Genomic DNA, 22,888 nt, shown 5'->3' on the forward strand with positions numbered 1-22,888 from the left:
CTCGCGGCAGAGGCGCGTCGTGAGCTTATGGACAAAATCGCGTCGGATGTTGGCGATGCGGGCATGGAGCCGCGCCAACGATTGGGCAACTTTCCTGCAGTTGTTCGAAATGGGAAGTTTCGTTCCCTTCGGGATTGGCGCTTCTTGGGGAAGTCCCACCGCCACTTTCGCCGCTTCGAGCTTGCGGCTCTGGGTCCGCTCCCGAATCTGTAGCCGTCGCAGCATGCGCTTCAAGGGCTTTGGCGCGTCAATCACCTCGCCGGTGGAGAGGGTCGCTGCGGCTTTCACCCCGAGGTCAACGCCAACGACGCCATTTCCTGTGCGTCGGCGGTAAAAAACACGGTCAGGCACTTCGACCTGAATCGCAACATACCACCGGTCTGCGGTGCGCGAGACGGTTGCACCGAGAATCTTGCCCTCAAAGCGTAGTGCTTCGGTCATCGCTACATTGCCCACCTTGGGGAGGCGAATCGTCTGGCCACGCACGCGAAACTTGTCGTTGGCGACATAGAAGCTGTCGCGGCTCTTGCCTTTCTTCTTGAATTGCGGTTCAGACGCCGGTTTGCCCTCTTTCAGGTCTTTGAAAAACCTGGCCCATGCTCGCTCCAGGTTCTTGAACGGCTGCGCGTGGGCGTCTCGGTGAATGGTCTTCACCCACGGCTGCCCATTCTCGTCGAGCCACTCGGGGTCGCGGTATTTGAGCGCGTTGAACTGCTTCTTGAGCGCCATCGCGTTGGGTCTGCCCCCCGCAGCGTACTGGCGACGCCACTCAGCAAGCGCCCAGTTCCAGACTTTGCGTGCTGCCCCGCAGGCGCGCTTGAAGTAGTCGACTTGCTCGGGGGTGGGGCGAAGCTCAATTCGGTGCGCGAGCTGCATCGGTTCTCTATCCTGCATCAGCGCTTCTGATCCAGACGCTGCAGCGTCTTGGCCGACATCCTGAGCAGCTTTGCCGCTTTGCCTAGGCTCATCGTGCTTTCCATGGTGCTAATTATGTACTGTCACGTACAATTTGCAAGACTAGAGTCTTAGCTCCCAAATGCAGCTCGGTTACGGGTTGAGACCGGGGCCGTCGGCCAGCCCGGCCAGCACCTCGAGGGTGTGGTAGACGCGCACCGGCGCCGCGATGCGCGTCAGGCGCCCAGCGATGTTCATCAGGCAGCCGAGGTCGCCCCCCAGGACCACCTCGGCGCCGCTTTTGAGGATGTTGCGCACCTTGCGTTCGACCATCGCCTCAGAGAGCTCGGGGTATTTGACACAGAAGGTTCCGCCAAAGCCACAGCAGACCTCCGCCTCATCCATTTCGACGAGTTCGAGCCCCTCCACCCGGGCGAGCAGCTGCCGTGGTTGCCCTTTGATCCCGATGCTGCGCAATCCCGAGCAGGAGTCGTGGTAGGTGACCCGATAGGGAAAGCGGGCAGGGGGGAGCCGCTCGGGCGGGACCTTTTCGGCGAGATAGGTGAGCGCTTCCCACGATTTGGCCGCGAGCGCCTCGGCACGCTCGCGCCAGACGGGGTCGTCGGCGAAGAGCTCCGGGTAGTCGTGGCGAATCGTCGCCAAGCACGAGCCCGAGGGGGCGATGAGATAATCGAACGGTTCGAACGCTTCGATCGTCTGACGGGCGATGTGGCGCGCTGCGTCCCAGTCGCCCGCGTTGTAACCGGGTTGGCCACAACAGGTCTGAGCATAGGGGACGACGACGTCGTGCCCGGTTGCTTTGAGGAGTTGCGCGAGCGCCATCGGGATATTGGGTCGAATCGTGTTGGCGAGACACGTGATGAAGAGGCCGACACGTGGGGGAGCGGTCATCGTCGCGGTTTTCGCTTGAGGGAACCCGTCTATTATACCGAGTGTCAAGGATCAGAAAAGTTCGCATAAGGGATTGTGAATGGCGTGGCAACGGTTTGGGTGGGTTGTGCTGGGGGCAACGCTCTGGGTGGGCGCGAGCGCGGCTGAGGAGCGCGGGTGTGCGCCCGAGCGCCGCGACGGGGTCGTGTGGCGCCCGTGGCACGAGGTGGCCCAGCCGCTTGTGCGCGAGGCCCCCGCGAAGGTGACACCGATGGAGACGACGACGGTTGCCGCAGAGGTCGCAGGGCGGGTGATGGCATTGCCGGTTCGGGTGGGCGATCGGGTCCGCGCGGGGCGGTGATCGCTGAGCTCGACCCCACCCCCCTGCGGCTTGCGGTCGAGGAAGCGAAGGCGGCGGCCGCGGCAGCGGAAGCGCGCGTCGCACAGGCGCGGCGGCTGCTCGACCAGGCGAAGCGGCTTCTTGCCGAGCGGGTGGGGAACCGCGACAGTGTCGCGACCGCCGAAGAGCAGCTCACGATCGCCGAGCGGGATGCGGCGGTCCGTGCCGCGCAGCTCGAAGAGGCCCAATGGCGCCTCGTTCACGCCCAGGTTCGGGCCCCGTACGACGGGGTCGTTGCTGCACGCTTGGCGCAGGTCGGGGATGGGTTGGCGCCGGCGCGGGGGTCGCGGTGATCACCCCCGCGGCGGTCGAGGTAACGGCGCGCGTTGCCGGGGCGCATGCGGCGGAGCTTGCCGACGACGCAGCAACCCCGCACTTTCTTCCCCTCGGTGCCGCCGCTTCCGCCGGCCTTCCGCTACGCTGGGTCGCAACGAGCCCGGTCCGTGACGGGGCGATGATGACCACCGTCCGTTTCGCCTTCGCAACGTCTGACCCACCGCCCCCAGGGACGGTCGGGCGGTTGCGGTGGCGTGCGCGGGGCTCAGTCCTCCCCCCCGAGGCGATGACGACACGGGGGGAGGAGGTGGGAGTGTGGTTCCGACCCCATCCAGCGGCTGAACCGCAGTTTCTGCCGCTTCCCGACGCGCTCCCGGGACGTAGTGCCGTCGCGGTGCCACCCACTTCGCTCGCGGCGCTCGAAGTCGCCGTCGCGGGGCAGGGGCGGCTGGCGTGGGCAGCGCTTCCGCCGCGTCGGGAAAACGGGACGGGTACGGCGGCGGAGTGCGCGCGATGAGCGCGTTCCTTCGCCAATGGCTCAGCAACGGGCCGTTCGCCAATCTCACCTTTTTGCTGGTGCTCGCCGTTGGGGTTGCGAGCTACCTGATGATGCCCCGAGCGCGTGACCCGGAGATCAACTTCAACTGGGTCAATGTCTGGACCGTCTATCCGGGGGCGAGCGCCGAGGATGTCGCGAAGAAGGTGACCGAACCCCTGGAGGAGTCGCTGCGCACGATCGCCGACATCCGCTACCTCGTCTCGACCTCGCGCGAGGGAATTTCGTCGATTCTCGTCCGGTTCAGACGCCTCGACGAGGCGACCTTTGCCCGACGGGTCGAGGAGGTGCGGCGCGAGGTGCTCAACAAAGCGAACGACCTTCCCGATACCGTCAAGACGCCGAAGGTGATGGAGATCACCACCTCCAACGGCTTCCCCACCGCAATGGTCGCCCTCTATGGCCCCGTGGGGGGTGAGGCGCTGAGAGCAGAAGCGGAGCGGATCAAGCGGGAGCTGGAGCGGTTGCCGGGCGTCGACCGCGCGCTCGTCTTTGGCTTTCGCGAGCCGGAGTTCCAGGTGCGCTTCCACCCGGTCGAATTGGCCGCGCAGGGGGTCTCACCGGTGACGCTTGCCGATCATGTGCGGGGGTGGGCGCGCGATCTCGCGGCCGGGCGGGTGCGGATTGGCAGCGACGAGTGGCTCGTGCGGGTGAGTGGCGAGCGCCTCACCGCTGAAGCGCTTGCGGCGTTGCCGATCACGCTTGCCCCGGGGAGTGACCCGGCGCCGGAGGTGCTTCCCCTCGCGGCGTTGGCCGAGGTGCGCGAAAGGGCTGAGCGGGCGCGGCAGCTCGTGCGTTTTCGCGACCAACCGGCCCTCCTCATTTCGCTCACCAAAAAGGGGGATGCGAATACGCTCGAGCTGCTGGAGGCGCTCAACCGCTTCATCGCTGAGCGCAACCCGGCGCTTACGACGCTCGGGTTGGCGCTTGCGCTCGTCGACGACCAGACGCCGGAGACGCGGGCGGCGATCGGCGTGATGGAGCAGAACGCGCTCGTGGGGTTGGGGTTGGTGCTCGTCATCGTCGGGCTCTTTCTCGGGGTGCGCTTGGCGGTGCTCGTCGCCTCCGGGATGATCTTCGCGTTGGCGGGCACGATGACGCTCATTGCAGCCGGTGGGAGTACGCTCAACCTCACGGTACTGCTGGGGGTGGTGATCGCGCTCGGGATGCTGGTCGACGATGCGGTGGTGATCGTCGAGGCGATTCACGACAAGATTGTCCAGGGGGTCCCGACAGCCGATGCGGTCTTCGTCGGTTTGCGTGAGGTGGCAGCCCCCGTTGCCAGTTCGGTGCTCACCACGATCGCCGCGTTTTTGCCCCTGATGCTCCTTCCCGGTATCTTGGGGGATTTTCTCCGCATCGTCCCGTTGGTTGTGACCGCGGCACTTCTCATGAGTCTGATCGAAGCCTACTGGATCTTACCGGCGCACATCCTTTCGTGGCGCCACGCCTTCGATCGCCCCCGCTCGGGTTTTGCCCGGTGGCGGGAGCGGTTTCAGCTGCGGCTCCGTAACGCCTACGGCCGGTGGCTCGTGCGCGCGCTGCGCACCCCGGGGCGGGCGGCGCTCGTCTCGCTCCTCGCGTTCGCTGCGGCGGTCGCGTTGGTCGCAGGCGGTTGGGTTCGGGTGCAGTTTTTCGCGTTCGAGACGATCCGCCTCTTCTACATCCACGCCGACCTTCCCGTCGGCACCCCGCTCGCGGAGACGCTGGCGGTCGCCGATCGCATGCGGCGGGCGGTCGAGGCGGCGCTTCCTCCGACTGAGCTCCGGGCAGCCGTCGCTACCGCCGGGGTGAAATTTACCGACACCGAGCCGCTTTATGCCGACCACCACGCGCAGGTGATCGTCTCGCTCCATCCGCGCGAACCCTCCGGGCGAACCACCGAGGAGGTGATCGACGCGTTGCGTGAGCCTGTTGCCGACGCGGCAAAACCCTACACCGCATCGTTCCTCATCGTCAAAGGGGGGCCACCGGCCCAACGACCGGTGAACGTCAAGGTCCGTTCCGACGTCGATCGCGAGCGCGACGCGGTCGTTGCGCAGGTCGAGGGGTGGCTGCGCGCGATTCCCGGCGTGCGCGATATCCACGACGACCGCGCCGCAGGCCGGCCGACCGTGGAGCTTCGCTGGCGGCCCGAGGCGCTCGCCGCCGCCGGGCTCGACGCGGCCACGGCAACTCGGCTCACGGCGCTCTTGGCCGACGGGGAGTATGTCGGCGAAACGCGCCGCGGCGGGGAGACGTGGCGCGTCGTCGTCAAAGCGCGGGAGGAGCACTACCCCGCTGTGACGTCGTGGTTGGACCTGCCCATAGTCACCCCGCGCGGCGACGCGGTGCCGCTGGGGTTACTCGCCGACGTGACGGTGCGCGAGAGCGCCGGTGTCGTGCGCCGCTACCAGTACGCCCGGACAGTGACGGTCGAAGCGGAGCTCGACCGGACAGTGGCCGAGACGCAAGCGGTGAATGCGGAACTGATGCGGCGCTGGCAGGAGGTCGCCGCGCAATACCCCAGTGTTGCGCTCGACTTCACAGGCGAGCTCGACGACATCAAAGAGAGTCTTACGGCGTTGCAGCGGATCTTTCTCGTTGGGGTGGGGCTCATCTACCTCATTCTCGCGACCCAGTTTCGCAGTTATCTCCAACCACTCGTGATTCTCGTCACGGTCCCGCTCGCCTTTACCGGGGTGGTCTTCGGTTTGGCCGCGTCACGCCTGCCGCTTTCCCTTTACACAATGTATGGGGTGGTCGCGCTCACCGGGATTGCCGTCAATAGCGCGATCGTGCTGGTTGCCGCGACCAACGACCGGGTGGGGCAGGGCATGGGAGCAATTCACGCTGTGGTCTATGCGGCGCGGCGGCGGCTCGTCCCGATCCTGATTACTTCAGGGACGACGATCAGCGGCCTCTTCTCGCTCGCGACAGGGCTTGCTGGCCACTCGCTCCTCTGGGGGCCGGTGGCGTCGAGCATCGTCTGGGGGTTGGGGGTGTCGACGGTGCTCACCCTCTTTGTCGTGCCGCTTTTGTTACTCGCCCTTTTGCGTCTGCAAGCGGTGCCGCACCAGGGAAGCGGTTGAGCCGTTTGCATTTCTGACCAGAAAGTCGGTACAATCGGCGCCACCCACTGAGGCCAAGATGGAAAAAGAATCGATTCTCCCCCGTCACCCCAACCCGCACCCTGCCCCCTTCTTGCCGATGAGCCGGGAGGAGATGGCGGCGCTCGGTTGGAGCGCGTGCGATGTGATCCTGGTCACCGGTGACGCGTACGTCGACCATCCGAGCTTTGGGATGGCGTTGGTCGGTCGCCTCCTGGAGGCACACGGTTTGCGGGTGGGGATCATCAGCCAACCCGATTGGTCAAGCGCCGAGCCTTTTCGCGTGCTGGGGCGGCCGCGCCTCTTTTTCGGCGTCACCGCCGGCAACATGGACTCGATGGTCAACCACTACACCTCAGACCGCCGAATCCGCAGCGACGACGCCTATACCCCAGGGGGGGTGGCTGGGAAACGGCCCGATCGCGCGGTGATCGTCTACACCCAGCGTTGCCGTGAGGCTTTCCCCGGGGTGCCGGTGGTGATCGGCGGGATCGAAGCGAGCCTGCGCCGGATTGCGCAATACGACCATTGGAGCGAAAAAGTCCGCCGCTCCGTGCTGTTGGACGCGAAGGCCGATCTGCTGCTCTACGGCAATGCCGAGCGGGCGCTCGTGGGCTTGGTAAAGTGGCTGGAAGCAGGAGAGGGGGTGCGGCAGATTCGCGACCTGCGGGGGTCGGCCTTTGCCGTGAAGCCGGGTTGGCTTCCTGGCCCCGATTGGGTGGAGATCGACGCTTCCGACCCCAATCGTCCCGTCGAGCAGCCGAAGGGGACAGCACGGGAGCGGACCGTGGTGCGGCTCCCTGCTTTTGAGCGGGTTGCCGCCGATCCGATCGCCTACGCCCATGCGTCGCGCCTGCTCCACCTGGAGTCGAACCCGTTCAACGCCCGGGCGTTGGTGCAGCGGTACGGCGAAGGGGCGGGGGCGAGGGATCTCTGGCTCAACCCGCCGCCGTTGCCGCTCACCACTGAGGAGATGGACTTCATCTACGATCTCCCTTATGCTCGCCGTCCCCACCCCAGCTATGGCGAGGCGCGCATTCCCGCGTGGGAGATGATCCGTTTTTCGGTGGCCATCATGCGGGGCTGTTTTGGGGGGTGCACCTTTTGTTCGATCACCGAACACGAGGGGCGGATCATTCAAAACCGCTCGCAGCAATCGATCCTGCGCGAGATTGCCGCAATTCGCGACAAAACGCCCGGTTTTTCCGGGCATATCACCGATCTCGGCGGCCCCACGGCGAACATGTACCGCATGCGGTGCAAAGATCCGGCGGTCGAAGCCCACTGCCGCCGTCTCTCCTGTGTCTATCCCGATATCTGTGACAACCTCGGCGGCACCGACCATCAGCCGTTGATCGACCTCTACCGGGCCGCGCGGCAGGTCCCCGGTGTCAAGCTGGTGACGATCGGCTCGGGAGTCCGCTATGACCTTGCGGTGAGAAGCCCGGAATACATCAAGGAGCTGGTGCAGCACCACGTGAGCGGCCGACTCAAGATTGCCCCCGAACACACCGAACCGGGGCCGCTTGCCCACATGATGAAACCAGGGATCGAGACTTTTTACCGGTTTCGCGACCTCTTTATCCACTATTCGCGCGCTGCAGGCAAACGGCAGCAGCTGATTCCCTACTTCATCGCGGCCCATCCAGGGACGACCGACGAGGATATGGTCCGACTTGCCTTGTGGTTGAAACAAAACGGATTCCAGCCCGATCAGGTGCAGACTTTCCTGCCCACCCCGATGGCGCTTGCGACGGCGATGTTTCACGCCGAACGCAATCCGCTCAAACGGCTCGCGGGTGGGGGAGAGCCCGTTGCGGTCGTTCGTAAAGGGCGGCAGCGGCGGCTCCACAAGGCGCTCTTGCGCTGGCACGATCCGGCCAATTGGCCCCTCATCCGCGAAGCGTTGCGGGCAATGGGGCGGCAGGACCTCATCGGTTACGGCCCCAAAGCCCTGGTTCCGCCCGTCGATCCGCCGGAAAGAGGGGAGAAAAAGAGCGGCGCTGCCCGTCGTCGCATCGGGGGTCGCGCGACTGCGGAGCGGGAGCGTGCCAGCCGTGGGTGACGGAAGAGCGCCTACCCCCACGCCGCCCGCGTGGCGCGAGGCATTGCGGTTGATGATGCCCCTGTCGCTCGGGTTGATCCCGTGGTCGATCGCAACGGGACTGACGATGCGCGCGTACGGCTTGAGCGAGTGGGAGGCGGTGGCGATGAATCTCTTCGTCTATGCCGCCACTGCGCAGCTGGGCACGTTGCCCCTGATCGTTGCCGGCGCACCGATCGGCATCGTCTGGCTCACCGCGGCTGTGCTCAACCTCCGTTTTGTGATCTACAGCGCTGCGATTTCGCCCGCTTTTCGTGCGCAGTCCTGGGCACGCCGGGCGCTCGGCAGTTACTGGTTGGTCGATGCGCTCTTTATCGTCTTGGGGGCGCGGCTCAACGCTGAACCCGACCCGGAACGGCGATGGCGGCTCTTTTTTGCCGCGGGGCTCTGGTGTTGGCTTCTGTGGCAGATCTCGGGGCTCGTGGGCATTTTTGCCGCCGAATGGTTGCCGCGCGACTGGCCGCTCACCTTCATGGGGACGATCGCGTTGCTTTTGCTCCTCGTGCCGCTTGCGAAAGAGCCGGTGATGCGGGTGACGGCACTCACCTCGGCAGCGGTTGCGGTGGTGGCGTACGATCTGCCGCTCAAGATCGGTGTGATCATGGCTGTGCTGGCTGGCCTTGCTGCAGGCGGGGCATGGACATGGTTGATGGAGCGCCAGGGGAGAAACCGTGAGCGATCTTCGTGACCTCTCCTCTTGGGGGTATCTGCCGCTCTTTGCGCTCCTCTTTTGGGCGACGTGGCTGACGCGGGGTGCTTTTCTCCTTTGGGGCGAAAGGGTGCAACTGCCGCCCGGGCTTCAGAAGTGGCTGCGCTACGCCCCTGCTGCGGCGCTCGGGGCGCTGGTTGCTCCTGAACTCCTCTTGGTGGGGGGGCATGTCGCGTTCAAACCGGAGTTGATCGCTGCGGGAGCGGTCTTGGTGGTTGCCGCACTCTGGCGCAATCCGTGGGCCCCGTTTGCGATCGGGATGGGGGTAGTGGTGGCGCTGAAAACGCTCTTTGGAGGATAGGTCGAGTGCCCGAGTTGCCCGAAGTGGAGACGGTGCGGCGCGGCTTGGCCCCCCTCGTGGGCGCGCGCTGGGAAGGGGTAGAAGTGCGGCGGGCTGACCTGCGTCGCCCGATCGACGCGGAGCTGCTGACCGCGTGGGTCGGGGCGACCGTTTCGGCGGTGACGCGCCGGGCGAAGGTGCTCGCGTTTCACCTCACGCGGGAAGGGGGGAATGAAGCCTATCTCCGTTTTCATCTCGGGATGAGCGGCCGGCTCTATTTCACCCACCCCGCGGCGGCTTGGCTGCCGCACGAGCATCTGGGGCTCCACTTCTCCGCGGGGTACCTCCGCTTTCGCGACCCCCGCCGGTTCGGGTGGTGTGATCTCGTCTCCGCGACCGAGTACGCCCGCTGGTCGTCACGTCTTGCCCCTGAACCTTTCACCCCCGAACTTACGCCGCAGTTTGCCCAAGCCCAAGCGGGGAGGACGACGATCAAGGCGCTGCTTCTTTCGGGAAAAGTGGTCGTCGGGGTCGGCAACATCTACGCCTGCGAAGCGCTCTTTCAAGCCGGGATCGCGCCGCAGCGCCGCGCCGACACCATGACCTTGAGCGAATGGGCGCGCCTGATCGCCGCGCTCCGGGAAGTGCTTGACGAGGCGATCGCCGCGGGGGGGACGAGCCTGCGCGATTACGTCACCGCCGACGGGTCATCGGGCTGGTTCCAGTTGCGCCTGGCGGTCTACGGCCGCGAGGGGGAGCCGTGCCCGCGCTGCAGCACGCCGGTCGTGCGCGTGACCCAGCAGGGGCGCAGCACCTGGTACTGCCCCACGTGCCAGCCTTCGTGACGATCGCGTACGCGCGCTTTGTGGTACGCTTCCTCTGTTTTGTCCCAGAATGCTTCTCTTCATGGCTTTCGGTCAGTACCTCGACGATTTCGACGCCTGGCGCGCTGCGGTCCGTTTCGCGCTGAAAGAGCTGAAAGCTGCGCTCGTTGAGGCGGGTGTCGCGAACCACCAGCGCGTCGAGCTGCGGCTGCAAGAAGCGTTTGCTGCCGTCGAAGCGCAGCAGTTGCGTGTTGCGTTTGTCGCCGAATTTTCGCGCGGCAAGACCGAACTGATCAACGCTCTCTTCTTTGCCGACCATGCACAGCGGATTCTCCCCTCCCGCACCGGCCGGACCACGATGTGTCCGACCGAGCTCGAGTGGTTCGACGGGGCCGAGCCGCAGGTGTTGCTTTTGCCGATCGAAGCAGCGCGTGACGTGACGTTGCGCGACGCCCGAATGCAACCCCAGCTCTGGGAGCGGCGCCCCTTCGACCCCAAAAAGACCGAATCGGTCCTTGCGACGACCCAGTCGGTTTGCGCCGTCCGGGCGGTCACTGCCGATGAGGCGGAGTCGTTGGGGTTTCGCATTGACCCAAGCGGCGAGCACGGCCTCGAACCCCAGCCCGACGGCACGGTGCTGATCCCCGCGTGGCGCCACGCGATCATCCGTTACCCCCATCCGCTGCTCGCCTCAGGGCTGGTGATCGTGGATACCCCTGGACTCAACGCGATCGGTGCGGAGATCGACCTCACCCTGTCGATCCTTCCTGAATGCCAAGCGATCGTCTTCGTTTTGGGCGTCGATACCGGGGTGACCCGCAGCGACTTGACGATCTGGCGCCGCTTTGTTCAGGCAGGGGGGGATCGCTCTGCGGCTACGCTCGTCGTCCTCAACAAGATCGACGCGCTCGAAGACGGGTTGCGCTCTTCTGATGAGATCGAAGCCGAGATCGACGCTCGGGTTGCCGACGTCGCCCACCATCTGGGCGTCCCCAACGCCCACATCTTTCCCCTCTCGGCGCAGCGGGCGCTCGTGGGGCGCGCGCGCGGCGACGAAGAGGCGGTGCGCCGGTCGCGCATTGCCGAATTCGAAGCGGCGCTCTCTGAGGTCCTCGTCGATCGCCGGTTGGCGCTCTGCGAAGGGCAGCTGGCAACCGCTCTTTCGGGGCTCCTCGCGGTGAGCGGAATCGAGCAGAAGATTGCGGCGGTGAACGATCAGCTGCAGGAGCTCCATGGGTTACGTAACCAAAATCGCGCGCGGATGCACTATGCGCTCAAAAAGGCGCAGGGCGAGAAGGAGGAGCTCGACGCCCTCTACGAGCGGGCGAAAGCGGCGAAGACCCTCTTTGCCCGCGAATCGAAGGCGCTCCTTGAACTGATCGGTCGGCGCCGGATCCGCGCCGAGGTCGACGAGACGATTGCGGCACTGCACCGCGCGAAATTCTCAGCGGGGATGCGCGACGAGATCGCCGCCTTTTTCGACCGCATCGACGCGTGGCTGAAGAACGGCCAACTGAAGCTCAGCGAGCTGCAGACGATGGTGGACAAGATCTACCAGCGCTTTGAAGAGGAGTATGGGCTCGCGTGTGAACGACCGGCTGCCCCCCCTCAATACCAGTCGTTCATTGGCGATCTCGCGCGGGTGCGGGAGGCGGCGCTCGAACAGGTGGCCGGGTGGAGTGTCCTCTTTTCGCACGGGAAACGGCGGGTGATCGAGCAGTTCACGTCGCTCGTTGGCCGCGAGGTCGAAGCGCGGTGGGAGCGGCGCTACCGTCAGTTCCTGGCGTGGGTGCGCGTCGTGATGGTTCCGATGGACGAGGCGCTCGCGGCGCGGGCGGACGCTTTGGCGAAGCGCATGAAGGGGCTTGAACGGATCACTGCGTCGCTCGAACAGCTGGAACCCCAAATTGCGGAACTGGAAGCGGAACTCGCCGAATGGGAACGCCGCCGCAGCCGGGTCGCCGCGGCGATTGATCAAGTGCGCGAGGTCGCTGGCGTCGAATAGTCACGCCCCTTTGAGCCACCCTTCGACTTGCGCCCGGGAGGGGATCCCTCCGGCGTGAACCACTTTGCCGTTGATCACTACACCAGGCGTACTCATCACCCCGTAGCGCATGATCTCGGGAAGCGCTTCGACCTTCTCGATCGTCACCGTGACGCCCAGGGCTTTCGCCACCTCTTCGATCAGTTTCACGGTATTTTTGCAGTTGGCACAACCGGTGCCCAGCACTTTCACGTCCATTTGCGACTCCTTTCAGTTACATGATTGCGTTGAAGAGAAAACCGACGAAGAGAATCCCCGCCGTGACTACGCCGGCAAAGGTGGCGATCAGCGGCAACTTCAAGACATTGCGCAGAATCAACATCTCAGGAAGCGACAGCGCGATGACGCTCATCATGAACGCCAACGTCGTACCGAGTGCCGCCCCTTTATGGATCAGTGCTTCGACCACGGGAATGATCCCCGCCGCATTGGTGTACATCGGCGCCCCCATCACGACCGCCGCGGGAAGGGCCCACCATGGCGCATCCTTGCCGAGGAGCTTGGCGAGCACCTCTTGCGGCACATAGCCGTGAATCCCGGCGCCCACCGCGATCCCCAGGAGCACGTAGGGCCAGACTTTACCGACGATCTCTCGCACGTGGTGCCAGCCGGCGGCAAAGCGGTCGTTCCAGGTGAGCGCCGCACCCGTAGGCTGGTCGGCAAGACCGAGGTGGATCTCCCGGACCCAATCTTGTAAATAGTGCTCCATTTTGAGTTTGCCGATCACGAGCCCAGCAACGATCGCGATCGCGAGACCAGTCACCAGATAGAGCCCTGCCACCTTCCAGCCGAAAAGCCCAAAGAGGAGGGCAAGCGCCACCTCATTGACCATCGGCGCGGAGATGAGGAACGAGAAGGTGACGCCGAGCGGCACCCCCGCCGAGACAAAGCCGATGAAGAGCGGAACCGCCGAACAGGAGCAGAACGGGGTGACGATCCCGAGGAGCGCCGCCAAGAGATTGCCGATCCCGAGCCGCTTGCCGGAAAGAAGCGCTCGGGTCCGCTCTGGCGCGAAAAAGGTCTGGACGATCCCCATCACAAAGACGATGCCGAGAAGAAGGAGCAGCACCTTCGGGGTGTCGTAAAAGAAGAAGTGGACCGCTTCGCCGAGATGGGTCTCCCGCGATAGCCCCAGGAGGGCGACCACCGCGTCGGCAAAACGGGTGAGGTTACTGTACGCGAGGAACCAGAGCACTGCGGCGACGGGAATGCCCAAAGCCCAGCGGAGCGCCACGGGCTCTGCGGTAGCCTGTTGCGGTGCTGCCTCCCCTTCGGAAGGGAAGTTGGGTGCTGTTGGGGCTGGGGTCTCTTTCATTACGGTCACTCCTGGGAAAGATCGACTGGTTGGGGAGAATCGACCGGTTTGGGTGCGTCGGCCCCTTGCGCCGGTTCAAACCACGCTGCAGCAACGTTCGACTCCGATCGCAGCGTTGAACAGACCTCCGGCTGGCGGGCGCAACACGCCTCAGTGAGATAGGCGATGAGGGCGTGCATCCGCGGGATCACCGCCCGATAGCGCACGAAACGCCCCTCCTGCTCGCTGACAACGAGCCCGGCACGCTCCAAGGTCTTCGCGTGGAAGGTCACCTGACTCGGACTCATGTTGAGCGCTGCGGCGATCTCACCGGCAACAACCCCCTCGGGGGCCTCGCGCACGAGCAGACGAAAGAGCGCAAGGCGTGGTAGCGACGCGAGCGCCGCAAGGGCCGAAACCATCTCTTCAGCGGTCATTTTGACTTTTCAAAAAATCTTGAAACGTTAGCGATAAAAAAACCAACCTGTTCGGTTGGTTGCGGGGGCAGGATTTGAACCTGCGACCTTCGGGTTATGAGCCCGACGAGCTACCGGACTGCTCCACCCCGCGTCACGAGAAGCGAATCATAACATAGTGGAAAAGAAAGTCAACCCCGATTGCGACAGGGTTTCTTGCGTTTGCGGAAATCTGGGATAATCGCGGCGTCTTGCTCGAGGTCCAACGTGTTCCCACCCCGCTTTCACATTCCTGACGCTGCCGATTGGCGTGAGCCCCCCCAAGAGCCGTGGCCGTTGCCGAGGGATGCGGCGCACCATGCCCAGGTCCGGCGGCTCGCTGTGGGCGACGCGATCGCGCTCTTCGACGGCGAGGGGCGCGAGTGGCACGGGGTGGTCGTGCGGGTGGGACGGCGTGAGGTGGCGGTGGGGCAGTTGTGCGCAGTCGAACCTCTCCCGGAACCGGCTGCGCCGCGCGTGCTCGCCACGGCGCTCCTGCCGGCCGAGCGGCTCGACTGGGTGGTGCAGAAGGGGACGGAACTCGGGATGACCCACTGGGTGCCGCTCGTCACCGCCTTCAGTCAGGTGGCGTTCGACTCCGAGCGAGGGGAGAAGAAGCGGCACCACTGGCGGCAGGTGGCCGCGAGCGCCGCGGCGCAGTGTGGGCGAGCGCGGGTACCAGAGATTCTGCCGGTGACCGATCTTCACCACCTCCACGAGCGGCTGACCGAGTGGCGACTTGCGCCGCTCACCTGGTTCTGGTTGCAACCGGGGGGGCAGGTGCTCCCCGAGATCAGCCCGCCCCATGGGGGCGCCCTCTTTGCGGTCGGCCCTGAAGGGGGGTGGCGGGAGGATGAGACGCGCTATTTCGCGACCCAACAGGGGGTGCAGCTCACGCTCGCCCCCTGGGTGTTGCGCGCCGAGACGGCGGCGGTGGCGGTGCTGGCGCAGGCAGCAGTGTGGTGGCAGGCGAAGGGAGCGGTAAGCGCCAAATGAGACAGCGAAGCACCAATCTGAAAGCGGGGCGAGAAGCGCCCGAAGCGATGGTCCCCATCGCGCTTGAAGACAAAGGGGCGGTTGCCCAGTTTGTCGCGTGGTTGCGCCACTCGGCCCCCTACATCCACGCCTTTGGCGGCAAGACCTTCGTCGTTGCCTTCGACGGCGAGGTGGCGCAGGGCGAGCGGATGCAGCGGCTCGCCTACGACTGCAACCTTCTTGCGGCGTTGGGGATTCGCCTGGTGCTCGTCCATGGGGCGCGGCCGCAGATCGACGCCGAAATGGCGCGGCGCGGGCTGACCCCGATCTTCCACCGCGGGCAGCGGGTGACCGATGCCGAAGCGCTCGAGTGTGTGAAGGCGGCGCAGATGGTGACCCGGCTCGAGATCGAAGCGAAGCTCTCGCAGGGGCTGCCCAACACCCCGATGGCGGGGAGCTTCATGCGGGTGACCGGGGGGAACTACCTCGTTGCGCGACCGCTCGGGGTGATCGACGGGGTCGATTACCTCTACACCGGCGCGGTGCGCAAAGTGATTGCTGAGGAGATCGAAGCGGACCTCGAGCAGGAGAATGTCGTCTTGATCTCGCCGATCGCCGCTTCGCCCTCGGGCGAGATCTTCAACCTCACGATGGAGGAGGTCGCCGCAGAAGTGGCAGTAGCGCTCCACGCCGAAAAGCTGATCTTTCTCTGCGACGCCGAAGGGATTCCCGCGGAAGAGGGTGGGATTGAAGCGTCGCTCACGGTGACCGAAGCGCAGCAGCGCTTCGACCGCTTGAGCGAACAACTCAGCGAGGATCTCAAAAGCTACCTCCCCTTCGCGATCGACGCAGTGCGCCGCGGAGTGCGCCGCGCCCACCTCATTTCGCGCGAGCTCGACGGCGCGATTCTGCTCGAGTGCTTCACCCATTCGGGCGTCGGGACGATGATTACCCGCAACCCGGTCTTTCGTTTCCGCGACGCGACGAGCGAAGATGTTCCGGCGCTCATTGCGCTGATCGCCCCGATGGAGGCCGACGGGACGCTGGTGCGGCGCAATCGCGAGCTCCTGGAGCAGGAGATCGGGCGCTTCATTCTCGTCGAACACGATGGGGTGGTGGTGGGTTCTGCCGCCCTCTACCCCTTCTCCGAGGAGAAGGCAGGGGAGTTGGCGTGCCTTGCCGTCGCGCCCGAATACCGCCGTGCTGGAATCGGCGAGGAGCTCCTCCATCGGATCGAGGCGCGCGCCCGCGCCGCGGGGCTCGAGAAGCTCTACGTCCTCACCACCCGCACCGCCCACTGGTTCCTCGAGCGCGGCTTCGTCGAGGTAGGCGTGGACCACCTTCCGAAACAGAAGCGCGAACTTTACAATTACCAGCGCCGCAGCAAAGTCTTCGTCAAAACCCTCACGGGATAGGAAACCGTCATGAGAACCGTCTTTTGCGTGAAACTCCAAAAAGAGGCTGAAGGGCTCGAACGGCCACCGGTTCCGGGGCCGCTGGGTAAGCGGATCTATGAGCAGGTCTCGAAAGAGGCGTGGCAACAGTGGCAGCGCTACCAGACAATGCTCATCAACGAGTACCGCTTGAACCTCCTCGACCCCCAGGCGCGTAAGTATTTGCAGGAGCAGATGGAGCAGTTCCTCTTTGGCAGCGGCGCGGGGCCCGAAGCGATCCCCAATTACGTCCCGCCACAGAGCTAAGCCGCGCACGCACCCTTTCGGGACGGGCGCGGTAGGTTCAGGCGCTTGCGAGGGGCGTCGGGCTACTCGGAACCGTCGTCGGCAGTCTCGGCAGAGGTCGCGCTGCGGTAGCGAACATCCTTCCCTTCGACGGCGAAGATGACGTGCTCGACGATGTTCTTCGCGTGGTCGCCCACCCGCTCGAGCGCTTTGGCGATGAAGATGAGTTCAATCGACTGCGAAATCGTGCGCGGATCCTCCATCATGTAGGTGATGAGTTCGCGCAGAATTCCTTTGAACATCAGGTCGACCTCTTTGTCGCGCGCGAGGATCTCGCCCGCTTCGCGGTCTTCGAGCCGCGCGTAGAGGTCAAGGGCGCTGTGGAGCATCTCGACGCTCGTGCGGGTGATCAGTTCCAGTTCAACGCTCGGGGTAAACGACGGCTGCCGCTCAAAGAGCCGCTGTCCCGCCTTGGCGATCTTTTTCGCCTCGTCCCCGACCCGCTCGAGGTCGGTCGCGATCTGCATCGTCGCGAGCGCCAACCGCAGGTCGCTTGCGGCTGGGGCGTTGCGGACGATCAGATGGACCGTTTTGTCGAAGACTTCGCGATCTTCGGCGTTGATTTCGCGTTCTTTGGCCCGCACCGCCTCGAGGAGATCGACGTTGCCGGTGCGCACCCCCTCCACCGCGCGGCGAACCTGCTCCTCGACCGCTCGTCCCATCGTGAGCACGAGGGTCCGCAGCTCGTTGATCTCTTTGTCAAAAACGGAGAGGGTGTGCGGTTTCAGGTTCATCGGGGGGCTCCATCTTCCTCAGTCGACCCAATGGTAGCACGGGATTGTGACGGTTCGATGACACGCTAAGCGCGGACAAACCGCTCGACCCCCTTCTCGGTCCCGAGGAGCAGCACATGGGCCGCCTGCAGCGCGAAGATGCCGTTCGTCACCACCCCGGGGATGTCGTTGATGCGCCGCTCCAGCGCGAGCGGGTCGTCGATCGCAAGCCCGTGCACGTCCAAAATGAGGTTGCCGTTGTCGGTGACGAACCCTTCGCGCAACTTCGGTTCGCCGCCGAGCTCCTGGAGCTTGCGCGCGACAAACGCCCGCGCCATCGGAATCACCTCAACCGGCAGGGGAAAGCGGCCGAGGCGCGCCACCCGTTTGCTCGCGTCGCAGATGCAGATGAAGCGCTCGCTCATCGCTGCGACGATCTTTTCGCGGGTGAGCGCCCCGCCTCCACCTTTGATCATGCAGAAGTTGGGGTCGATCTCGTCGGCCCCGTCGATGTAGAGCGCAAGCGACGTCACCGCGTTCGCGTCGATCACCGGCACCCCAATCGCCTGGAGCCGCGCCGTGGTCGCTTCGGAACTCGAGACGGCACCAGCGAGCTTTTTGCCGCTTCTTCCGAGCGCGTCGATAAAGCAATTGACCGTGGAACCGGTGCCGACACCGATCACCATGCCGTCGGCGACCTCCGCGACCGCCGCTTCGCCGACCAGGCGCTTCAGGGTGTTTTGATCCATTGCAACTCCTTCTGTGGTGGTCACAAAATCGCCTCGAACGGGAGGTAGTCGACGACCGCCCCCGCCGCGAGATCCCCCGCTTCCGCAGGCAGGACGAGAAAACCCGTTGCCCGCGTCATCGAGCTCAAAATGCCGGAGCCTTGCGCCCCTGCAACCCGCGCAACGAGCGCATTCCCCTCGCGCGCGACGGTCGCCCGCAGATACTCCTGCCGCCCCGGCTTTTTGCGGATCGGGTGGGCGAGCACCGCAGGAATCAGGAGCGGTGGCCGGACGGGGTTCTCCCCTTGGAGGGTGCGGAGCGCGTCGCGAACGAACGCGGTAAAGGCGACGACGACGGCGACGGGATTGCCGGGCAGGCCAAAGAGCCAGGCGTTGCCGATCCGGCCAAACGCGAGGGGTCGCCCCGGTTTGATCGCGAGCTGCCAGAAGTGGACCTCGCCCAATTCGGCCATCATCTGGCGGATGAAGTCGGCTTCGCCCACCGAGACGCCGCCCGAGGTGAGGATCACGTCGGCATTTTCGGCGGCGAGGGTGAAGCGCTCGCGCAAGAGTTCCGGCTGATCGGGGGTGATCCCGAAGTCGAGGAGCTCACACCCAAGGCGGCGAAGGAGCGCCGAGAGGGTGTGGCGGTTGCTGTCGTAGATCTGACCCGGCGCGAGCGGTTCGCCGATCGCGGCGATCTCGTCGCCGGTGGAGAGCACCGCGCACCTCAGCCGCCGAACGACCCGAACCGCTCCGATCCCGAGCGAACCGATCAGCCCAAGTTCCGCCGGCCCAAGGCGCCGGCCGGCCGGCAACGCCACTCCCCCCGCGGCAAGATCTTCGCCGGCGCGCCGCAGGTGTTGCCCCATCTTTTGCCCCGGGGGAATGGTGACAATCTCGCCTTCGACGGTGCACACCTCTTGCGGGACGATCGTGTCGGCGCCGGTCGGAATCTCCGCGCCGGTCATGATCCGTACGCTACTTGCGGGGGTGAGCGCCCCTGTGAAAGGGTGGCCGGCAAAGGCGGCGCCGATCACTTTGAGCCGCGTCGGGTGGCTCGGGTCGAGGTCGGAGTAGCGCACGGCAAAGCCGTCCATCGCCGCGTTGTCGTGCGCCGGGACGTTGAATGGGGCGACGATTGGTTCCGCAAGGATGCGGTTGAGCGCCTCGGGTAGCGTCACCCATTCCCACGCGGTGAGGGGCCTCAATGCCTCCTGAATGGCTTTTTGCGCGTCGAGCACAGAGCGCACAGCTTCTCTCCAGAACAGTTCGTTAGAAAGATTGTAGCGCGGCGGCGCGATTTTTGCGGCGGGGGCGCGCATGGCCGGACCATTGACCCGGTCTGAGCTTCTTGGCTATGATGCCGAAGGGGCGGTGACCCGCTTCATTCTCACAGGAGTTCAAATTGAACCGAGTTGTAAACCCCTTCTCGTTTTACGAAAAGATCCGCCAACAGGCGCCCAAATTCTTCTCGCTGGTACAAATAGCGGCTCGCCAAGCCCACAACGAAGCGGAGTTTCAGCGCCAGGTGAACAACCACATCGAGCAGTTTGCGAAGGAATTGGGCGTGGCGCTCCAGATGCGCGAGCAGTACACTTTGGCAACGGGGCGGGCCGACGCAGTCTACAACCGTTTGGTGATCGAATACGAACCCCCTGGTTCGCTGCGCAGCCACTTCGACCACCAGCATACCCGCCACGCCGTCGACCAGGTCAAAAACTACATCCTCGGCTTGGCGCACGCCGAACGCCACGACCGCGACCGCCTGCTGGGGGTCGCCTTTGATGGCCACTATTTCATCTTCGTCCGTTACCACGACGGCCACTGGGTGATCGAAGAGCCGCTGAAAACCACCGCTGTCTCGTGCGAGCGCTTCCTGCGTGCTTTGTTCTCCCTCTCCTCGGGCCGCGCGCTGATTCCCGAAAACCTCGTAGAAGATTTTGGTAGCGACAATGACCTGAGCCGTCAAGTCACTCGCGCCTTGTACAACGCCTTGGCGGCCCCTCGCGCAGGGCTTACCGATCGCCTCTTTGAGCAGTGGAAGCTCTTCTTTGGCGAGACTGCTGGCGCGGACGCCGCCGCGGGCGAACTGAAACACAAAAAGGAGCTGCGCGCCTTTGCCCGCGGGATGGGATTAGGGGGCGCAGAGGTCGAGATGGCGCGCTTTCTCTTTGCCCTCCATACCTATTTCTCCTTTCTGGTGAAAAACATCGCCCGGCTTGTGTTGCAGGCCTACGCGAGCGGCACGCTCGGGACGACACCGCTCACGACCCTGGCGAGTCTGGAGGGAGAGGCGTTGCGGCGCGAATTGCAGCGGCTGGAAAGCGGCGACCTCTTCCGCATCCTCGGCATCAAAAACCTTCTCGAGGGTGACTTCTTCTCCTGGTACCTGGATGCCTGGAACGGCGAGATCGAAGAGGCCCTGCGCCAAGTGCTGGCTCGCCTCGCTGACTACAACCCGGCCACCGTGCAGGATGACCCCTACAGCGCCCGCGACCTCCTCAAAAAGCTCTACCACTACCTGCTGCCGCGGGAGATTCGCCACGACCTCGGAGAGTTCTATACTCCAGATTGGCTCGCGGAACGGTTGCTGACCCAGTTGGGCGAGCCGCTCTTCCGGATGCCCAAGCCCGGCGGCGCGCACATCCCCACGCCCAACAAACGCCTGCTTGACCCCGCGTGCGGTTCAGGGACCTTTCTCGTGTTGGCGATCCGCGCGCTCAAAGCCAATTGCTTGCAAGCGGGTTTTGCCGAAGCCGACACCCTCGACTTCATCCTCAACGGGGTGGTGGGGATCGACCTCAACCCGCTCGCGGTGACCGCCGCCCGGGTCAATTATCTTCTCGCGATCGCCGACCTGCTCCCCTACCGCCGCCGTGAGGTCGAGATTCCCGTCTATTTGGCTGATAGCATTTTGACCCCCGCCCGCGGTAACCTCTTCGAGCAAGACCGGCGCATCCTCGAGACGGTCGTCGGACCCCTCGCCGTCCCGGAGGTGATCGACACCCGCGCCGAGATGGAGCGGCTGACCGCCCTGCTCGAAGAGTACGTGGCGGGAGATTTTGCAACCCAATCCTTCCTCGCGCGCTGTCAGCGGGAAATCCCGGACGTGGCCCAAGCCGCAGGGGCCGAAGCGGTTCTTGCTGAACTCTACGAGAAGCTGCGCGACCTGCACCGTCGCGGGCTCGATGGCATCTGGGCGCGGGTGCTCAAGAACGCCTTCATGCCCCTTTTCCTCGAACCGTTTGATTACGTGGTCGGCAACCCCCCTTGGATCAACTGGGAGAGTTTGCCGCAAGGTTACCGCGAGCGCACGAAAGTGCTTTGGGCGAGCTACGGCCTCTTTGTCCACGGCGGAATGGAGACGATCCTTGGTCAGGGGAAGAAAGATCTCTCGACCTTGATGACCTATGTCGCCGCCGACCGCTACCTCAAAGAGGGAGGAAAACTCGCTTTTGTCATCACCCAAAGCGTTTGGAAGACTGCCGGTGCGGGGCAGGGTTTTCGCCGCTTCCGTTTGGGACAAGATAGGGCACCGCTTCAGGTGCTCCACGTCGATGACCTCAGCAGCCTGCAGGTCTTTGAGGGGGCGAGCACCCGCACCAGCGTTTTCGTGGTGCGCAAGGGGGCGCCCACCCGCTACCCTGTGTCCTACACCTACTGGAAGAAGACGGCGCGTGGCCAGGGACTCGATTACGACAGCACGTTGGACGAGATCCTGGCGCAGACCGAGCGGCTGCGGTTTTACGCTACGCCCGTCGATCCCAACGACCCCACCAGCGCCTGGCTCACTGCCCGCCGCAAGGCGATCAGTGCGGTGCGCAAAGTGCTCGGGCCGTCGGAATACCAAGCGCGGGCCGGGGTGTGTACGTGGGCCAATTCGGTCTACTGGCTGGAGATCGTCGTCCGACGGCCTGACGGCCTGCTGGTGGTGCGCAACGTCACCGAAGGCGCGAAACGGGAGGTCGAGGCCGTTACCGCCGACCTGGAACCGGACCTTGTCTATCCGCTCCTGCGCGGGCGCGACGTGCAACGCTGGCAGGCGCAGCCCTCGCTCCACATCCTGATGGTGCAGGACCCCAAAAAGCGGCGCGGTCTGGACGAAAGCCTGGTCCAGCAGCACTACCCCAAGACGTGGACTTACCTGAAGCGCTTTGAAGAGGTGCTTCGCGAGCGCTCCGGTTTCAAGCGCTACTTCACCCGCACGCAGGGGCGCCAGGCGGTCGAGACCGGGCCGTTCTACTCGATGTTCAACGTCGGCGACTACACCTTTGCTACCTGGAAGGTGGCTTGGACTCGCGTTGGCAATGACATCCAAGCTGCATGTGTTGGATCTGTTTCCGTGTTCGGCGTCGAGAAGCCGATCATTCCATTGGAAACTGCAACTATGGTGGCTTTCGATTCCAGAGAAGAAGCTTACTATTTCTGCGGATACGTAAATTCCAGTCTGTTTCGCTTGAGTGTGAAATCCTATTCAGTCCATGGTACCGGTGGTTTTGCTTCCCCCCATATTCTAACTAACATTAGAGTTCCCACTTTTGAATCATCAAACCCGCTGCACACCAGTATTGCTCAACTCTCCCAACGCGCCCACGCGCTGGCTCCCGCGGCCTATGCGGGCGACGAAGCTGCCCGCGACCAATTACAACAGGTGGAAGCGGAAATTGACCGCGCCGCCGCCCGGCTGTGGGGATTGACCGATGAGGAGCTCCAGGAGATTCAAGCCAGTCTGCGGGAGTTGAAGGAGTGACGCCGTGCTCGAGCGCATCGTCGTGAGAGGCTACAAATCTTACAGATTGAAGTTAGAAAAGCAAAATTGTAAAATCGGCGCATGATCAAGCGACAAGCTGCAGACCTTTCGCTGCTTTTGGCGCGCGTTTTTCCGATTGTGGCGATCACCGGCCCGCGCCAATC

General features: G+C 64.4%; 21 protein-coding genes and 1 tRNA gene. 13 read left to right on the top strand and 9 right to left on the bottom strand.

Annotated elements, in window-relative coordinates; translation table 11 throughout:
- Positions 1-894 (bottom strand): RNA-guided endonuclease InsQ/TnpB family protein (locus ACYQ6T_RS09045; protein ID WP_459830203.1); only part of this gene is annotated, 894 nt, incomplete at its 3' end.
- Positions 895-1,047: 153 nt separating this feature from the next.
- Complete coding sequence (locus ACYQ6T_RS09050) at positions 1,048-1,839, bottom strand: (Fe-S)-binding protein (protein ID WP_459830230.1); 792 nt, start codon at positions 1,837-1,839, stop codon at positions 1,048-1,050.
- 46 nt (positions 1,840-1,885) lie between these two features.
- Here ACYQ6T_RS09050 and ACYQ6T_RS09055 point away from each other — a divergent pair, with 46 nt between their 5' ends.
- From ACYQ6T_RS09055 to ACYQ6T_RS09095, 9 genes are all read left to right on the top strand, one after another.
- On the top strand, positions 1,886-2,146 hold the full coding sequence (locus ACYQ6T_RS09055) for a hypothetical protein (protein WP_459830205.1): 261 nt from the start codon (positions 1,886-1,888) through the stop codon (positions 2,144-2,146).
- Positions 2,143-2,478 carry a hypothetical protein gene (locus ACYQ6T_RS09060; RefSeq protein ID WP_459830207.1) on the top strand — a complete coding sequence of 112 codons (336 nt, stop codon included), beginning with the start codon at positions 2,143-2,145 and terminating at the stop codon, positions 2,476-2,478. Before ACYQ6T_RS09055 ends, ACYQ6T_RS09060 begins: the two co-directional genes overlap by 4 nt.
- A complete protein-coding gene (locus ACYQ6T_RS09065; RefSeq protein WP_459830208.1) occupies positions 2,475-2,978 on the top strand; it encodes a hypothetical protein in 504 nt (167 codons plus the stop codon). The genes ACYQ6T_RS09060 and ACYQ6T_RS09065 overlap by 4 nt, the downstream gene beginning before the upstream one ends.
- A complete protein-coding gene (locus tag ACYQ6T_RS09070) occupies positions 2,975-6,088 on the top strand; it encodes an efflux RND transporter permease subunit (protein WP_459830210.1) in 3,114 nt (1,037 codons plus the stop codon). Before ACYQ6T_RS09065 ends, ACYQ6T_RS09070 begins: the two co-directional genes overlap by 4 nt.
- 58 nt (positions 6,089-6,146) lie before the next feature.
- The gene (locus ACYQ6T_RS09075) at positions 6,147-8,171 is read left to right on the top strand and encodes a YgiQ family radical SAM protein (RefSeq protein ID WP_459830211.1); all 2,025 of its coding nucleotides are present in this window, start codon (positions 6,147-6,149) and stop codon (positions 8,169-8,171) included.
- A complete protein-coding gene (locus ACYQ6T_RS09080) occupies positions 8,164-8,898 on the top strand; it encodes an AzlC family ABC transporter permease (RefSeq protein WP_459830212.1) in 735 nt (244 codons plus the stop codon). Before ACYQ6T_RS09075 ends, ACYQ6T_RS09080 begins: the two co-directional genes overlap by 8 nt.
- The gene (locus ACYQ6T_RS09085; RefSeq protein ID WP_459830213.1) at positions 8,882-9,220 is read left to right on the top strand and encodes an AzlD domain-containing protein; all 339 of its coding nucleotides are present in this window, start codon (positions 8,882-8,884) and stop codon (positions 9,218-9,220) included. Before ACYQ6T_RS09080 ends, ACYQ6T_RS09085 begins: the two co-directional genes overlap by 17 nt.
- A 5-nt stretch (positions 9,221-9,225) precedes the next feature.
- Positions 9,226-10,044: a bifunctional DNA-formamidopyrimidine glycosylase/DNA-(apurinic or apyrimidinic site) lyase gene (gene mutM, locus ACYQ6T_RS09090; RefSeq protein WP_459830215.1), complete on the top strand. Its 819-nt coding sequence runs from the start codon at positions 9,226-9,228 to the stop codon at positions 10,042-10,044.
- 61 nt (positions 10,045-10,105) lie between these two features.
- Positions 10,106-12,028 carry a dynamin family protein gene (locus ACYQ6T_RS09095; protein WP_459830217.1) on the top strand — a complete coding sequence of 641 codons (1,923 nt, stop codon included), beginning with the start codon at positions 10,106-10,108 and terminating at the stop codon, positions 12,026-12,028.
- Here the strand turns inward: ACYQ6T_RS09095 and ACYQ6T_RS09100 are convergent, their stop codons facing one another.
- The 4 genes from ACYQ6T_RS09100 to ACYQ6T_RS09115 all read right to left on the bottom strand — a co-directional run bounded on the left by ACYQ6T_RS09100 (position 12,029) and on the right by ACYQ6T_RS09115 (position 13,931).
- Positions 12,029-12,265 carry a thioredoxin family protein gene (locus ACYQ6T_RS09100; RefSeq protein WP_459830218.1) on the bottom strand — a complete coding sequence of 79 codons (237 nt, stop codon included), beginning with the start codon at positions 12,263-12,265 and terminating at the stop codon, positions 12,029-12,031. It abuts the gene before it with no gap.
- Between the two features lie 16 nt (positions 12,266-12,281).
- Positions 12,282-13,382: a permease gene (locus tag ACYQ6T_RS09105; RefSeq protein ID WP_459830220.1), complete on the bottom strand. Its 1,101-nt coding sequence runs from the start codon at positions 13,380-13,382 to the stop codon at positions 12,282-12,284.
- 5 nt (positions 13,383-13,387) lie between these two features.
- Positions 13,388-13,798 carry an ArsR/SmtB family transcription factor gene (locus ACYQ6T_RS09110; protein WP_459830221.1) on the bottom strand — a complete coding sequence of 137 codons (411 nt, stop codon included), beginning with the start codon at positions 13,796-13,798 and terminating at the stop codon, positions 13,388-13,390.
- Positions 13,799-13,854: 56 nt separating this feature from the next.
- Positions 13,855-13,931 (bottom strand) — tRNA-Met (locus ACYQ6T_RS09115).
- 113 nt (positions 13,932-14,044) lie between these two features.
- Here ACYQ6T_RS09115 and ACYQ6T_RS09120 point away from each other — a divergent pair.
- The 3 genes from ACYQ6T_RS09120 to ACYQ6T_RS09130 are packed head-to-tail and all read left to right on the top strand — an operon-like array spanning position 14,045 to position 16,491.
- Positions 14,045-14,812, top strand: coding sequence for an RsmE family RNA methyltransferase (locus ACYQ6T_RS09120; protein WP_459830222.1), 768 nt, complete (start codon positions 14,045-14,047; stop codon positions 14,810-14,812).
- 47 nt (positions 14,813-14,859) lie between these two features.
- Positions 14,860-16,206, top strand: a complete 1,347-nt coding sequence (argA, locus tag ACYQ6T_RS09125; protein WP_459830232.1) for an amino-acid N-acetyltransferase — start codon at positions 14,860-14,862, stop codon at positions 16,204-16,206.
- Positions 16,207-16,215: 9 nt separating this feature from the next.
- Complete coding sequence (locus tag ACYQ6T_RS09130; RefSeq protein WP_459830223.1) at positions 16,216-16,491, top strand: oxidative damage protection protein; 276 nt, start codon at positions 16,216-16,218, stop codon at positions 16,489-16,491.
- Between the two features lie 62 nt (positions 16,492-16,553).
- Here the strand turns inward: ACYQ6T_RS09130 and phoU are convergent, their stop codons facing one another.
- The 3 genes from phoU to moeA form a co-directional block, all read right to left on the bottom strand.
- Entirely contained in the window at positions 16,554-17,264 is a 711-nt protein-coding gene (phoU, locus tag ACYQ6T_RS09135; protein ID WP_459830224.1) for a phosphate signaling complex protein PhoU, read from the bottom strand.
- A 65-nt stretch (positions 17,265-17,329) separates the two neighbouring features.
- Positions 17,330-17,992 (bottom strand): ribose-5-phosphate isomerase RpiA, encoded by a 663-nt coding sequence (gene rpiA, locus ACYQ6T_RS09140; protein ID WP_459830225.1) that lies wholly within the window; start codon positions 17,990-17,992, stop codon positions 17,330-17,332.
- 20 nt (positions 17,993-18,012) lie between these two features.
- Complete coding sequence (gene moeA, locus ACYQ6T_RS09145; protein ID WP_459830227.1) at positions 18,013-19,224, bottom strand: molybdopterin molybdotransferase MoeA; 1,212 nt, start codon at positions 19,222-19,224, stop codon at positions 18,013-18,015.
- 155 nt (positions 19,225-19,379) lie between these two features.
- On the opposite strand from moeA, the gene ACYQ6T_RS09150 reads away from it, so the two are divergent.
- Positions 19,380-22,724, top strand: a complete 3,345-nt coding sequence (locus ACYQ6T_RS09150; RefSeq protein ID WP_459830229.1) for an N-6 DNA methylase — start codon at positions 19,380-19,382, stop codon at positions 22,722-22,724.
- Positions 22,725-22,888: the final 164 nt, after the last annotated feature.

It is taken from the genome of Hydrogenophilus islandicus (assembly GCF_054657095.1).